We start from the raw sequence: 13,905 nt of genomic DNA on the forward strand, positions 1-13,905 counted from the left end.
GCGCGATTCAGCTCCGTCGGTTCACGGAATCTCCTTATAGTGGTGGCGCGTTGATCGTATGGTCGCAACGCGCGAAGCCGTCGCCACTGGAGTCCGTACGATGACGAACCCCTCGTCCGCCACGCCCGCGCCCCCGGCCGGTGAAGGCGGTGGTTGTCCCATGGGCTCCGGCGGGGCAGCCGTTGCGCTCAGCGGCCCCGGTTTCCACACCGAACCCCAGGCGCTGTACCGCTCCATGCGGCGCGACCACGGCCCGGTCGTCCCGGTCGAGCTGCCCGGCGGCTTCCCCGCCTGGCTGGTCATCGGCTACCGGGAACTCCACCAGGTCACCAGCGACGGGGAGTTGTACCCGAGGGACGTCTCCCTGTGGAACCAGTGGGCGAACATCCCCGCCGACTGGCCGCTGCTGCCCATGGTGGGGACCCCCATGCCGTCCATCTACTTCACCGCCGGAGCCGAGCACCGGCGCCACGTCGACATGGTCGTCCCCGCCCTCGAAGCGGCCGACCCCTTCGAGATCCGCCAGCACTGCGAGCAGTTGGCGGACCGCCTCATCGACGCCGTGTGCAGCCGGGGCGCCGCCGACCTCGTCGCCGAGTTCGCCGAGCCGCTGCCCGTCCTCGTCCTCGCCCGGCTCGTCGGCTTCCCCGACGACGAGGGCGCCGACATCGCCCAGGTGCTCAAGGACCTGGCCGACGGCGGGCCCGGCGCCCAGAAGGCCCACCTGCGCTTCGGCGAGCACATGCACCGGCTCGTCGCGGCCAAGCGGGCGCGCCCGGGGGACGACGTGACCTCGCGGATGCTCGCCCACCCCGAACCGTTCACCGACGAGGAGTACGCGCTCGACCTCATGGCCGTCACGGCCGCCGGGCACCTCACCACCGCCGACTGGATCAGCAACTCCACCCGGCTGATGCTCACCGAGGACCAGTTCGCCAACGCCCTCTCCGGAGGCCGGCACAGCGTCGCCGAGGCCATGAACGAGGTGCTCTGGGAGGACGGCCCGACCCAGATCCTGGCCGGCCGGTGGGCCTCGCGTGATGCCCGGCTCGGCGGGCAGAACATCGCCCGCGGCGACATGCTCCTCCTCGGACTCGGCGCCGCCAACGCCGATCCGCACATCCGCCAGCAGGTCACGGATCAGGGGGTCCGCTCCGGGCAGGGCGGCAACAGCGCCCACATGGCGTTCAGCCACGGCGAGTACCGCTGCCCCTTCCCCGCGCAGGAGATCGCCGAGATCATCGCCCGTACCGGCATCGAAGTGCTGCTGGACCGGCTCCCCGACCTCGAACTGGCCGTACCGGCAACCGATTTGGTGCGCAGACCCTCCGCCTTCCTGCGCGGGATGACCGCGCTGCCCGTCCGCTTCACCCCCGTACGCACGACAGGAGACGCGTTGTGAACTGTCCGCATGCCGGAGCCGCGCAAGCCGGCCGGGGCGCCGGGGCCATCGCCATCGCCATCGCCATCGACCCCATGGTCCAGGACCTGGACGGAGAGACCGCGCGGCTGCGTGACGCCGGGGTGCTCGCCCGGATCGAGCTGCTCGGCGTGCCCGCCTGGACGGTCACCCGGCACGCCGAGGCCCGTCAACTCCTGGTCGACCCGCGGCTGGTGAAGGACATCAACGCCTGGGGTCTCTGGCAGAGCGGGGTGGTGACGCACGCCTGGCCGCTGATCGGCATGATCGACGCCGGGCGCTCCATGTTCACCGTGGACGGGGCCGAGCACCGGCGGCTGCGCACCAAGACCTCGCAGGCGCTCACGCCGCGGCGGCTCGAAGCGATCCGCCCGGCCATCGAGAAGTTCACCGAGGAGCTGCTGGACGACCTCGGCGCGGCGCGGGGCGAGGACGGGGTCGTCGATCTGAAGGCGGTCTTCGCCCAGCCGCTCCCGATGCGCGTGGTCGGCATGCTGATGGGCGTCGACGAGTCCCAGCACGCGATGCTGACCCGGCAGTACAAGGCGTTCTTCTCCATGCTGACACCGCAGGACGAACGCCTCGCGCTCCTGGCCGAGTTGGACGTCTTCTACACCGACCTCGTACGCGAGAGGACCGCCCGCCCCACGGACGACCTCACCAGCGCGCTGATCCTGGCCGAGGAGGGCGGCGAGCCGCTCACCGAGGAGGAGGTGGTGGGCAATCTGAAGGCGATGGTCGCCGCCGGGCACGAGACGACGATCGGGCTCATCCTCAACGCCGTGCGCGCCCTGCTCTCCCACCCCGACCAGCTGGCGAAGGTGCGCTCGGGCGAGGCCGGCTGGGACGCGGTGATCGAGGAGACCCTGCGCTGGGACACCCCCACCACCCACCTGCTGATGCGGTTCGCCACCGAGGACCTCACGGTGGGCGACACCGTGATCCGGAAGGGGGAGGGGGTCGTCATCTCCTACCGGGCCATCGGCCGCGACCTCGAACAGCACGGCAGTGACGCCGACGCCTTCGACATCACCCGCCCCACCCGCAACCGCCACATGACCTTCGGCCACGGCCCGCACATCTGCCCCGGCGCCGCCCTCTCCCGTATGGAGGCCGCCGTCGCCCTGCCCGCGCTGTTCGCCCGCTTCCCCGGCCTGCGGCTCGCCATCCCGGACGAGGAGATCACCAAGCTGCCGGTGATGACGCAGAACGACATGGCGGCCTTCCCGGTGCTGCTGGGCTGAGGACGGCACGTACACCGGGCGTTCGTGCCGTCCTGAACACGTCGTCCTGAACGCCTCGTCCCGCCCTCGCCGTGCCGAACGCGTCGTCCTGAACGCGTCGTCCCGCCCTCGCCGTGCCGAACGCGTCGTCCCGCCCTCGCCGTGCCGAACGCGTCGTCCCGCCCTCGCCCCCGTAGTGACCCGGAGCACCCCGCAGGCGCGCCTTCCGAGTGAGGTGCATCACGCAGAGTGAAATTCTCGGCATACATTTCGCCGTACCGGGGAGGGGCCCCGACCGCTGGTGCGGCCGTACCCCGGTCCACCGCGCAGGACGCCCCCGGCCGAACCGACGGGGGCATTTCGGGTACGGAAGGCGAAAAGCGATATGTCGGCGCTCAGCACCATCCACATCGACGGCACCTGGCGGGCCGCCGGATCAGGCGCGACGCGCGAGATCCTCGACCCCGCCGACGCCTCCGTCCTGGCCGTCGTCGCGGAGGGCGGTGTCGAGGACACCGATGCGGCGATCGCGGCGGCGCGCCGCGCCTTCGACGACGGCCCCTGGCCGCACAAGCCCGTCGCCGAGCGGGCCGGGCTGCTGCGCCGGGTCGCGGAGCTGCTCCAGCGGGACCGCGAGGAGATCGCGATCACCGAGAGCCGCGACACCGGCAAGACCCTGGAGGAGGGCCGGGTCGACGTCGACGACGTGACCAGCGCCTTCCGCTACTTCGCCGACCTCGTGATGAACGAGAGCGGTGGCCGGGTCGTCGACGCGGGCGACCCCGACGTCCACAGCATCGTCGTGCACGAGCCCGTCGGCGTCTGCGCCCTGATCGCCCCCTGGAACTACCCCCTCCTCCAGGCCAGCTGGAAGATCGCCCCGGCCCTCGCCGCAGGCAACACCTTCGTGCTCAAGCCCAGCGAGGTCACCCCGCTCTCCACCGTCCACCTGATCCGGCTGCTCGCCGAGGCCGGACTCCCCGACGGCGCCGCCAACCTCGTCACCGGCGCGGGCGACCCGGTGGGCGCCCGGCTCTCCGAGCACCCGGACGTCGACCTGGTCTCCTTCACCGGCGGCCTCGCCAGCGGTACGAAGGTGGCCCAGGCCGCCGCGCCGACCGTGAAGAAGGTGGCCCTGGAGCTCGGCGGCAAGAACCCCAACGTGGTCTTCGCCGACGCCTGCGCCACCGACGAGGGCTTCGACACCGCCGTCGACCAGGCACTGAACGCCGCCTTCTTCCACAGCGGGCAGGTCTGCTCCGCCGGGGCCCGTCTGATCGTCCAGGACACCGTCAGCGAGCGGTTCGTCACCGAGCTGGCCCGCCGCGCCGACGCCATCCGCCTCGGCCGCGGCACCCTCGACGGCGTGGAGTGCGGCCCGCTCGTCTCCGCCCAGCAGCTCGCCAAGGTCGAGGCGTACGTCGCCTCCGCCCGCGAGGAGGGCGCGGTCGTCCGGGCCGGCGGTACCCGCCCCGAGCCCAGCGACGTACGCCCCGAGGGCGGCTACTTCTACCGGCCGACCGTCCTCGACGACTGCCATCGGGAGATGAAGGTGGTCCGCGAGGAGACCTTCGGCCCGATCCTCACCGTCGAGACCTTCCGTACCGAGGAAGAGGCCATCACGCTGGCCAACGACACCGACTACGGCCTCGCGGGCGCCGTCTGGACGAGCGACGCCGGCCGGGCCCGCCGGGTCGCCGGACGGCTGCGCCACGGCACCGTCTGGATCAACGACTACCACCCCTACCTCCCGCAGGCCGAGTGGGGCGGCTTCGGGAAGTCCGGTACGGGACGCGAGCTCGGCCCCACCGGCCTCGCCGAGTACCGCGAGTCCAAGCACATCTACCAGAACCTCAACCCGCGCCCCCAGCGCTGGTTCGCCGGCTGACACCTGCGGGGGCCCCGGAACGACCGAACCCCGGGGCCCCGCCCGGCTGTTCGCAGCACCACGCACACGCACGAACCTTGCAGAAGGAGCAGTGACCGATGCCTCCCACCCCTCACAGCACCGCAGTCCCCGACTCCGAAGGCCCCGTGGCCGACTACGTGATCGTCGGCGGCGGCACCGCCGGATCGGTCATCGCCTCCCGGCTCACCGAGGACCCCGACACCACCGTCACGGTCATCGAGGGCGGCCCCACCGACATCGACCGCGACGACGTCCTGACCCTGCGCCGCTGGCTCGGCCTTCTCGGCGGTGACCTCGACTACGACTACCCCACCACCGAGCAGCCGCGCGGCAACTCCCACATCCGGCACAGCCGGGCCCGGGTGCTCGGCGGCTGCTCCTCGCACAACACCCTCATCAGCTTCAAGCCGCTGCCCGGTGACTGGGACGAGTGGGCCGAGGCGGGCGCCGAGGGCTGGGACGCGGCTGCGATGGACCCCTACTTCGCCAAGCTGCGCAACAACATCGTCCCGGTCGACGAGAAGGACCGCAACGCCATCGCCCGCGACTTCGTCGACGCCGCCCAGGCGGCTGCCGGGGTCCCGCGCGTGGACAGCTTCAACAGCAAGCCGTTCCACGAGGGCGTCGGCTTCTTCGACCTCGCCTACCACCCCGAGAACAACAAGCGCTCCTCGGCCTCGGTCGCCTACCTCCACCCGCACATCGAGGCCGGTGACCGGCCGGGCCTCCGGATCATGCTGGAGACTTGGGCGTACCGGTTGGAGTTCGACGGCACCCGCGCCACCGGCGTACACGTCCGGACGAAGGACGGCGAGGAGATCCTCCTGCGCGCCGCCCGCGAGGTCATCGTCTGTGCGGGCGCGGTGGACACTCCCCGGCTGCTGCTGCACTCCGGGATCGGGCCGCGCGAGGAGCTGGAGGCGCTCGGCATCGTTGTCCGCCACGACCTGCCGGGTGTCGGCGAGAACCTGCTCGACCACCCCGAGTCCGTCATCGTCTGGGAGACCGACGGGCCCATCCCGGAGAACTCCGCCATGGACTCCGACGCGGGACTCTTCGTCCGCCGCGACCCCGATTCCCGGGGCCCGGACCTGATGTTCCACTTCTACCAGATCCCGTTCACCGACAACCCGGAGCGGCTCGGCTACGAGAAGCCCGAGCACGGGGTGTCGATGACCCCGAACATCCCCAAGCCCCGCAGCCGGGGCCGCCTCTACCTCACGAGCGCCGACCCCGAGGTCAAACCGGCCCTGGACTTCCGGTACTTCACCGACGAGGACGACCACGACGGCCGCACCCTCGTCGACGGAATCAAGCTCGCCCGTCAGATCGCGGCCACCGAGCCGCTCGCGCACTGGCTGAAGCGGGAGGTCTGCCCCGGCCCCGAGATCACCTCGGACGAGGAGATCAGCGAGTACGCCCGCAAGGTCGCCCACACCGTCTACCACCCGGCGGGCACCTGCAGGATGGGCGCCACCGGCGACCAGGAGGCCGTCGTGGACCCGCAGTTGCGCATCCGGGGCCTGCAGGGCATCCGGATCGCCGACGCGTCCGTCTTCCCGACCATGCCCGCCGTCAACCCGATGATCGGCGTCCTCATGGTCGGTGAGAAGTGCGCCGAACTCCTCGCGGACCAGGCGCGTGACGCCGTGCCGGTCACCGGTACCAGCACCGGAGGTGATGTCCGATGACCGCAACCAAGGCCGCTGAGACCTCTGTCGAGACCGACGGGAACGCCGTCTTCTCCGTACGCAACCTCTGGAAGGTCTTCGGCCCCAAGGCCGACCGCGTCCCCGGCAGTGAGCACGCCTCCCTGCCGCCCGCCGAACTGCGCGAGGCCACCGGCTGCACCGCCGCCGTCCGCGATGTCTCCTTCGACGTGCGCAAGGGTGAGGTCTTCGTCGTCATGGGCCTGTCGGGCTCCGGCAAGTCCACCCTCGTACGCTGTCTGACCCGGCTGATCGAGCCCACCAGCGGCACCCTCGCCATCGACGGCGAGGACGTCCTGGCGATGGACCGCGCCCGGCTGCGCGAACTGCGCCGCCACCGCGCCGCGATGGTCTTCCAGCACTTCGGGCTGCTGCCGCACCGCACGGTGTTGGACAACGTCGCCTACGGCCTGGAGATCCAGGGCCTGGGCAAGGCCGAACGCCGCGCCAAGGCAGCCGAGTTGGTGGAGAAGGTCGGTCTGGCCGGGCTGGAGGACCGCCGTCCCTCCCAGCTCTCCGGCGGCCAGCAGCAGCGCGTCGGCCTCGCCCGCGCACTCGCCGTCGACCCGTCCGTCCTCCTCTTCGACGAGCCGTTCAGCGCGCTGGACCCGCTGATCCGCCGCGAGATGCAGGACGAAGTGATCCGGCTGCACCGCGAGGAGGGCCGCACCATGGTCTTCATCACCCACGACCTCGGCGAGGCACTGCGTCTGGGCACCCGGATCGCCCTCATGCGCGACGGCGGCATTGTCCAGCTCGGCACGCCCGAGGAGATCGTGGGCTCGCCCGCCGACGACTACGTGCGGGAGTTCGTGCGGGACGTGCCGCGCGAGCAGGTCCTCACCGTCGCCACCGCCATGCGCCCCGCGCTCGCCGGGGAGAGCGAACGCGGCCCGGCCGTGCGTCCCGACGCCACCGTCTCCGAGGCCATCGAGGCGGTCTCCCGCTCCGGCGACCCCGCCGCCCGGGTGATGGACGCCGGCCGGCTCGTCGGCGTCGTCGACCAGGCGTGCCTGCTGGACGTCGTCGCCGGGACGACCGGCACCGCCGGTACGGGCAAGGCCTCCCGTACGACCGGGTCCGCCGGTCGGAGGGGAACCGACAGTGCGACCGGGTCCGCCGGTGCGACCGGGTCCGCCGGTGCGACCGGGTCCGCCGGTCGGATGGGAACCGACAGCGCGACCGCGTCCGCCACCCCGGATGCCCCCGCCGCCCCCAGCGCCCCCGCCGCTTCGGACGCCCCCGCCGCCCTCAGCGCCCCCGCCGCCCCCGCCGCCCCGGACGCCCCCGCCGTTCCCGCCGCCCCGGACGCCCCCGCCGTTCCCGCCGCCCCGGACGCCTCCGCCGCCCTCAGCGCCCCCGCCGCCCCGGACGGCCCCGCCGCCCCGGACGCCCCCGCCGCCCCGGACGCCCCCGCCGTTCCCGCCGCCCCGGACGCCCCCGCCGTTCCCGCCGCCCCGGACGCCTCCGCCGCCCCCAGCGCCCCCGCCGCCCCGGACGGCCCCCGCGAGGTGAACGCCTGATGGCCACCGCCCAGGCCACCCCGGCCCGCCGCCCCGCGCGGGCGGGCGCGCGGCGGGGGCCGCTGGCCGCCCTGCGCGAACGCCCGGCCGCCGCCAAGCTCCTGCTGCTCGCGCTCGCCGCCGTCGTCCTCGTCCCGCTCGTCCACAGCCGCTGGGGCGGAGGCGTCTGGCCCGACGCGCTCACCGCCGACCTCTCGGCGCCTCTCGGCGAGGTCACCGACTGGATCGTCTCCAACCGGGACAACCACCCGCTCTTCCTCTACTTCTTCGGCCACATCAGCAACGCCGTCGTGCTCTCCGTACGCGGGGTCTACCTGGTCCTCCTGGCCCTCGGCTGGGCCGGAGTCACCGTGCTCGCCGCCGCCGTCGCCTGGCGGGCCGCGGGCATCAGGCTCGCCCTCACCGCCGCCGTGTCGTTCCTGGCCTGCGGGCTGCTCGGCATGTGGGTGCCGACCATGCAGACGCTCGCCCTGATGGTCGTGGCCGTCCTCGCCTCCGTCGTCCTCGGGCTCCTCCTCGGCCTGGCCGCCGGGCTCTCCGACCGCGTCTTCCGCGTGCTGCGCCCGGTGCTGGACACCATGCAGGTGCTGCCCGCCTTCGCGTACCTGCTCCCCGTGGTGCTGGTCTTCGGCATCGGCGTGCCCGGAGCGGTCCTCGCCACCGTCGTCTACGCGGCTCCGCCGATGGCCCGGCTCACCGCGCTGGGCCTGCGCGGCGCGGACGGCGGTGTCATGGAGGCCGTCGCCTCGCTCGGCGCCACCGGGAAGCAGCGGCTGCTCACGGCCCGGCTGCCGCTGGCCCGCAAGGAGCTGCTCCTCGGCCTCAACCAGACCATCATGATGGCGCTCTCCATGGCCGTCATCGCCTCGGTGATCGGCGCGGGCGGTCTCGGCGACCGCGTCTACCAGGCGCTGTCCTCCGTCGACGTGGGCGCCGCCCTCGCCGCCGGCATCCCGATCGTGCTGCTGGCCGTCGTCCTGGACCGTACGACGGAGGCGGCGGGCCGCCGCATCGGCGCCGAGCCCACCGGCCCGGCGTTCCTCCGCGGCCGGCGCGGCTGGACCCTGGCCGCCGTAGTCACCGCTGTCGTCGCCCTCGTGGGACGCGCCACCGACGGCCGGGTCTGGCCGGACGACACCACCGTGGCGATCGCCGGACCGGTCAACACCGCCAAGGACTGGATGGTCGACCACCTCTACACCGGCGTGCCCGTCGTCGGCGGCACCGCCGACCTGGCCTCCCACTTCACCAGCGGCGTCCTCAACCCGCTGCGCGGCGGACTCACCGGGCTGCCCTGGTGGTCGGTGCTGCTCATCGTGGCCGCCCTCGCCTGGACCATCGGCACCTGGCGCACCGCCGCCACCGCCGTCCTCGCCATGGCCGCGGTCGGCGTCCTGGGCGTGTGGGAGCCCTCGATGGACACCCTCAGCCAGGTGCTCGCCGCCGTCGCCGTCACCCTGGTCCTCGGCTTCGGCATCGCCGTCGGGGCGGCCCGCAGCGAACGCCTCGAACGGTTCCTCCGGCCCGTCCTGGACGTCTTCCAGACCATGCCGCAGTTCGTCTACCTGATCCCCGTCGTCGCCCTCTTCGGCGTGGGCCGCGCACCCGCCGCCGCAGCCGCGGTCGTCTACGCGCTGCCCGCCGTCGTCCGCATCACCACCCAGGGCCTGCGGGGTGTCGACCCGGCCGCGATGGAGTGCGCCCGCTCGCTCGGCGCCACGCCGGGCCAGCAACTGCGCCAGGTGCAGATCCCGTTGGCCCGGCCCTCCCTGCTGCTCGCGGTCAACCAGGCCGTGGTCCTGGTCCTCGCCGTCGTCATCATCGGCGGGCTCGTCGGCTCGGGCGCGCTCGGCTACGAGGTCGTCCTCGGCCTCGCCCAGGGCGACCTGGCCACCGGGCTCGTCGCCGGAGCGGCGATCGTCTGCCTCGGCCTGATGCTCGACCGGGTCACCCAGCCCACCACCCGCCGCCAGCGACAGGAGAGCTGAGATGAACCGCTCCCGCATCCGCCTGCTCGTGGCGCTCGCCTCGGCCACCGCCCTGCTCACCACGGCGGGCTGCGGCGCCGCCGACATGACTAAGCAGTCCTCCCCGTTCGCCGCCCCCGCCGGGGTCAAGACGGTCACCCTCTCGGTCCAGTCCTGGGTCGGCGCCCAGGCGAACGTCGCCGTGGCCGAGCAGCTCCTCAAGGAGAAACTCGGCTACCGCGTCGACCTCGTGCAGACCGACGAGGTCCCCGCCTGGGACGCCCTCAGCCAGGGCCGGGTCGACGCGATCCTGGAGGACTGGGGCCACCCGGACCAGGAGAAGTTGTACGTCGACGAGAAGAAGACCATCGTCCGTGGCGGCGACCTCGGGGTGACCGGCCACATCGGCTGGTACGTCCCCAAGTACTGGGCAGACGAGCACCCCGACGTCACCGACTGGCGAAACCTCGACAAGTACGCCGACGAGCTGAGGACCGCCGAGAGCGGCGGCAAGGGCCAGCTCATGGACGGCTCACCGTCCTACGTCACCAACGACGTGGCCCTGGTGAAGAACCTGGATCTGGACTACAAGGTCGTCTTCGCCGGCTCGGAGGCGGCCCAGATCACCCAGATCCAGCAGTTCGCCAAGGAGAAGAAGCCCTTCCTGAGCTACTGGTACCAGCCGCAGTGGCTGTTCAACGAAGTGCCGATGGTCGAGGTCAAGCTCCCGGAGTACACGGACGCGTGCGCGGCCAAGGACCCGGCGGACATCGACTGCGCCTACCCGACGACGCCGTTGCAGAAGTTCCTCAACGCCGACTTCGCGGAGCGTGGCGGCGACGCGGCCTCGTTCCTGAAGGAGTTCCACTGGTCGCAGAAGGACCAGAACGAGGTCTCCGAGATGATCGCCTCGCAGCGGCTCACGCCCGAGGAGGCGGCGGAGCGCTGGATCAACCGCCACCCGGACGTCTGGAAGAAATGGCTCCCCCGGAGCTGAGGACCCGGCGCCCGGCTCCGTCGCGGAGCCGGGCGTCCCCCGGGCCGGCTACCGCGCCCGCACGATTCGGGCGCCCTCCGGGCCGGGGCTACCGCGCCCGCACGATTCGGGCGTCCCCCGGGCCGCCTACCGCGCCCGCTTCCTGATCCGCGCCCGGCCCGGTGTCGGTACCCAGTCGGGCAGCAGCGCCCCGATCCCGGCGAACTCCTTGCCGATCTCGAGCTGGGCGACATCCATCCCGGCCCATCGCCTCCGAGTCCGCCGGGGTGTCCACGCCGAAGATGGTGCGCACCGCGATCTTCTGCGTCAGGGCCGCCATCTCGCGCTTGATGTCGACGCGTGCGCCGTCCGACCAGGTGTCGGCCAGCTCCACCGCGGAGCTCGCCATGGTCGCCGCGTACGACCTGACCTGCTTGGGCCGCACCGAGGGCTGCACCAGCGAGCGTTTGCGCCGCCAGTCCCGGCCGCGCGCCACGATGATCCCGTTGCCCATCACCGCCCGGAACGCCACGCCGAGCCTGGGCTGGTCGAAGGTGCGCTCCGTCTCGGTGAGGAGCTCGCCTATGCACTCCGGGTCGGAGACGAAGACGCATCGGTTGCGCCCGAACCGCCAGCGCACCATGTCCCCGTGTCCCCGCAGGAGCTCGAAGAAGGCGAGCGGGTTCTTCCCGAACCGCGGCAGGTTCCCGAGCAGCGGCAGCCCCTTGGGGCCCGGTACGAGCGCATGGCCACGCGACGGGGTGTCGAGCGCCGGGCCGGTCTGCGTGGACATCGAAAAGCTCCGCTCCCTGGGGCGCGCCATCGGGAGGCGCGCGATCGTTCGATCCTCATCGAACGTGATGAGGGAGGTACTCCGCCAGAGCACTGGACCGGTGTGGCCGGAATCCGTCATCAGCCTTGTGTGATACGCGAGTTGTCGAGCGTAAACGCACCGGCCGCCGGATTCGAACAGGGAAGGGAGGCGGAATTCCCGGAACGGCCGACCTCGCGCGCTCGCCGCCGAACGCCCGGCCGGCGCCGGGGGCGGCGGAAGGGGTGGTGTCCGGGGCCGACGGAACCGGGTAACGTCTTCGTCATATTCTTCCAGGAGCCGATGTGCGAGTGAGAGCGTGATGGGCCTCTGCTGACGTCCTTCGGCGTCGCCGCCCGTCCCTCATCGATGAATCCGCAGATCACTTCACATCACCACCGGGAGAACCCGTGACCGTCAGCAAGAACATCAACAACCCGGTGGGCATGGGCGGCGGCCAGCGCAAGCGGCTGTCCCGCGCCGAACGGCAGAACAACGGCCCGCACCGCAACCTCGACCGCCAGGGTGCGGCCGACCGGAAGGCGGAGCTGGTGCGCAAGATGCGCGAGAAGTCGGGCGCCGCCGAGGATGCCGGGCGGACGGGCGACGGCACCGCACAGAGCTGACCCGCCGCCGCGGGTCGGCACCGCACCGGGCGCCAGGTGTGCCCGACGGCCTGCTCGGGCCCTGATGCTGCCGGGCCCGTGGCCCGAGAGGGAACGCTCGCGGCCGTGCTGCTCCACGCCCTCTTCGCCGCCGCCGACCGGCCGAGGCCCGCCGGTTCCCGGGTGGGGCCGCCCGTCAGCCGCCGAGCAGCGGCTCGGCTGCGCGGTCCAGCACCGAAGTGACCCGCTGCCAGGTCTCCCCGTCCCTCTCCCGGGCTTCGAGCCGGCTGCCCGGGTCGCCCGCGCCCCAGGAGGTCGCCAACGCCACCGGGTCCCCGCCACCCGCGGCGGAGGCGGCCAGCGCGGCCGCTCCGCGGGCGACCAGTTCGCCGCCCGCGGGGAGGACGAGCGGACGGCCGGAGAGCCGGCGGACCGTCTCCACCCAGCTCCGCCCCCGCGCCCCGCCGCCGATCAGCCGCAGCGGGCGGGCGGCCACCTCGGGGGCGTCCGGGTCGAGACCGCAGGCCCGCAGCAGCGCGTCCAGCGCCCGCAGAACGGTGACGGCCGCACCCTCGTAGGCGGCGCCGAGCAGTTGCTGCGGGGTGGTGTCGTGGCGCAGGCCGGTGAGGAGCCCGGATGCGGTGGGCAGGTCGGGGGTGCGTTCGCCGTCGAGGTAGGGCAGCAGTACGGCTTCGCCGCCCGGTGCCGTGTCCTCGCGGTGCAGGCCGAGCAGGGAGGCGACCTTGTCCACGGCGAGCGTGCAGTTGAGGGTGCAGGCCAATGGAAGGTACGTACCGTCGGCGGCGGCGAACCCGCAGAGCGCGGGGGCGGTGGAGCGGGTCCGGGAGGCGGCGAAGACGACGCCCGAGGTGCCGAGGGAGAGGACCGGGTGGTCCAGCAGCCCGGCGCCGCCGAGGCCGAGGCCCACGGCCGCGCTCATGTTGTCACCGGTCCCCGCCGCGACGGCGATCCCGGCGGGCAGCCCGAGCGCTTCGGCCGCCGCTTCGGTGAGTGAGCCGACCCGGGCCGCCCCCGTGGGCGCGACCTCGGGGAGGAGGGCCGGGTCCAGGCCGAGGAGGTCCAGCAGTTCGGGGTCGTAGGCGCCGGTCGCGGTGGCGTACCAGCCGGTGCCGGAGGCGTCCCCGGGATCGGTCGCCGCGACGCCCGCGAGGCGCTCGGTCAGGAAGTCGTGGGGCAGCCGCACGCCCGCGACGGCCTTCGCGGAGTCCGGGTCCCTCTCGCGGAGCCACTGCCACTTGGAGGCGGTGATCGAGGCGACCGGCACGGAGCCGGTCCGCGCGGTCCAGGCGTCCGGTCCGCCGAGCGCGGCGGTGAGCGCGGCGGCCTGCGGGGCGGAACGGGTGTCGTTCCACAGCAGGGCGGGTCGCAGCGGACGACGGGACCGGTCCAGCACGACGAGCCCGTGCTGCTGTCCGGCCACGGCGATCCCGGTGACGGAACGGGCGGGCAACCCGGACTCCTTCAGTCCGGCCGTCACCGCGTCGCCCAGCGCCCGCCACCAGATCTCCGGATCGCTCTCCCGGGCCCCGCCCTCCCCGGTGACGACGTGCGGGGCGCGCCCCACCGCGAGCTGTTCGCCCGTCACGGCGTCGATCACGGCTGCCTTGGTGGACTGGGTGGAGCTGTCCACGCCGATGACGACGGTACGTGACGACATGGGCGGCCTCTTTCGCGTTACGGATGCACGTGACGGGTTCACCTATTCGGTTCTGCCGCGAACAAATTACGTGATCCGCAGCGC

General features: G+C 72.9%; 8 protein-coding genes and 2 pseudogenes. 8 read left to right on the forward strand and 2 right to left on the reverse strand.

Going from position 1 to position 13,905, the window contains the following annotated elements:
* The first annotated feature begins 100 nt into the window (after positions 1 to 100).
* The 7 genes and pseudogenes from ACIQAK_RS23290 to ACIQAK_RS23320 all read left to right on the forward strand — a co-directional run bounded on the left by ACIQAK_RS23290 (position 101) and on the right by ACIQAK_RS23320 (position 10,748).
* On the forward strand, positions 101 to 1,402 hold the full coding sequence (locus tag ACIQAK_RS23290; protein WP_366391366.1) for a cytochrome P450: 1,302 nt from the start codon (positions 101 to 103) through the stop codon (positions 1,400 to 1,402).
* The gene (locus ACIQAK_RS23295; protein WP_366391367.1) at positions 1,399 to 2,664 is read left to right on the forward strand and encodes a cytochrome P450; all 1,266 of its coding nucleotides are present in this window, start codon (positions 1,399 to 1,401) and stop codon (positions 2,662 to 2,664) included. The genes ACIQAK_RS23290 and ACIQAK_RS23295 overlap by 4 nt, the downstream gene beginning before the upstream one ends.
* Before the next feature lie 364 nt (positions 2,665 to 3,028).
* Positions 3,029 to 4,531, forward strand: coding sequence for an aldehyde dehydrogenase family protein (locus tag ACIQAK_RS23300; protein WP_366391368.1), 1,503 nt, complete (start codon positions 3,029 to 3,031; stop codon positions 4,529 to 4,531).
* 98 nt (positions 4,532 to 4,629) lie between these two features.
* The gene (locus tag ACIQAK_RS23305; protein ID WP_366391369.1) at positions 4,630 to 6,243 is read left to right on the forward strand and encodes a GMC oxidoreductase; all 1,614 of its coding nucleotides are present in this window, start codon (positions 4,630 to 4,632) and stop codon (positions 6,241 to 6,243) included.
* Positions 6,240 to 7,314 (forward strand): annotated as a pseudogene (locus ACIQAK_RS23310) (glycine betaine/L-proline ABC transporter ATP-binding protein); the annotation flags it as partial. The gene ACIQAK_RS23305 and the pseudogene ACIQAK_RS23310, both read left to right, overlap by 4 nt.
* 469 nt (positions 7,315 to 7,783) lie before the next feature.
* A complete protein-coding gene (locus ACIQAK_RS23315; protein ID WP_366391371.1) occupies positions 7,784 to 9,772 on the forward strand; it encodes an ABC transporter permease subunit in 1,989 nt (662 codons plus the stop codon).
* Position 9,773: 1 nt separating this feature from the next.
* On the forward strand, positions 9,774 to 10,748 hold the full coding sequence (locus tag ACIQAK_RS23320) for an ABC transporter substrate-binding protein (protein ID WP_366391372.1): 975 nt from the start codon (positions 9,774 to 9,776) through the stop codon (positions 10,746 to 10,748).
* Between the two features lie 132 nt (positions 10,749 to 10,880).
* Here the strand turns inward: ACIQAK_RS23320 and ACIQAK_RS23325 are convergent.
* A pseudogene (locus ACIQAK_RS23325) lies at positions 10,881 to 11,520 on the reverse strand (cytochrome P450); the annotation flags it as partial.
* A gap of 428 nt (positions 11,521 to 11,948) precedes the next feature.
* Here ACIQAK_RS23325 and ACIQAK_RS23330 point away from each other — a divergent pair.
* Entirely contained in the window at positions 11,949 to 12,164 is a 216-nt protein-coding gene (locus ACIQAK_RS23330) for a DUF6243 family protein (protein ID WP_366391373.1), read from the forward strand.
* 175 nt (positions 12,165 to 12,339) lie between these two features.
* Here the strand turns inward: ACIQAK_RS23330 and xylB are convergent, their stop codons facing one another.
* Positions 12,340 to 13,821 carry a xylulokinase gene (gene xylB / locus ACIQAK_RS23335; RefSeq protein WP_366391374.1) on the reverse strand — a complete coding sequence of 494 codons (1,482 nt, stop codon included), beginning with the start codon at positions 13,819 to 13,821 and terminating at the stop codon, positions 12,340 to 12,342.
* Positions 13,822 to 13,905 lie beyond the last annotated feature (84 nt).

It is taken from the genome of Streptomyces sp. NPDC088706, assembly GCF_044752765.1.
Lineage (GTDB): Bacteria > Actinomycetota > Actinomycetes > Streptomycetales > Streptomycetaceae > Streptomyces.

What these genes read in the sequence shown, in the direction of transcription:
- ACIQAK_RS23290 (WP_366391366.1), top strand. Translation starts at nt 101, where the DNA reads ATGACGAACCCCTCGTCCGCCACGCCCGCGCCCCCGGCCGGTGAAGGC.
- ACIQAK_RS23300 (WP_366391368.1), top strand. Translation starts at nt 3,029, where the DNA reads ATGTCGGCGCTCAGCACCATCCACATCGACGGCACCTGGCGGGCCGCC.
- ACIQAK_RS23305 (WP_366391369.1), top strand. Translation starts at nt 4,630, where the DNA reads ATGCCTCCCACCCCTCACAGCACCGCAGTCCCCGACTCCGAAGGCCCC.
- ACIQAK_RS23315 (WP_366391371.1), top strand. Translation starts at nt 7,784, where the DNA reads ATGGCCACCGCCCAGGCCACCCCGGCCCGCCGCCCCGCGCGGGCGGGC.
- ACIQAK_RS23320 (WP_366391372.1), top strand. Translation starts at nt 9,774, where the DNA reads ATGAACCGCTCCCGCATCCGCCTGCTCGTGGCGCTCGCCTCGGCCACC.
- xylB (WP_366391374.1), bottom strand. Translation starts at nt 13,821, where the DNA reads ATGTCGTCACGTACCGTCGTCATCGGCGTGGACAGCTCCACCCAGTCC.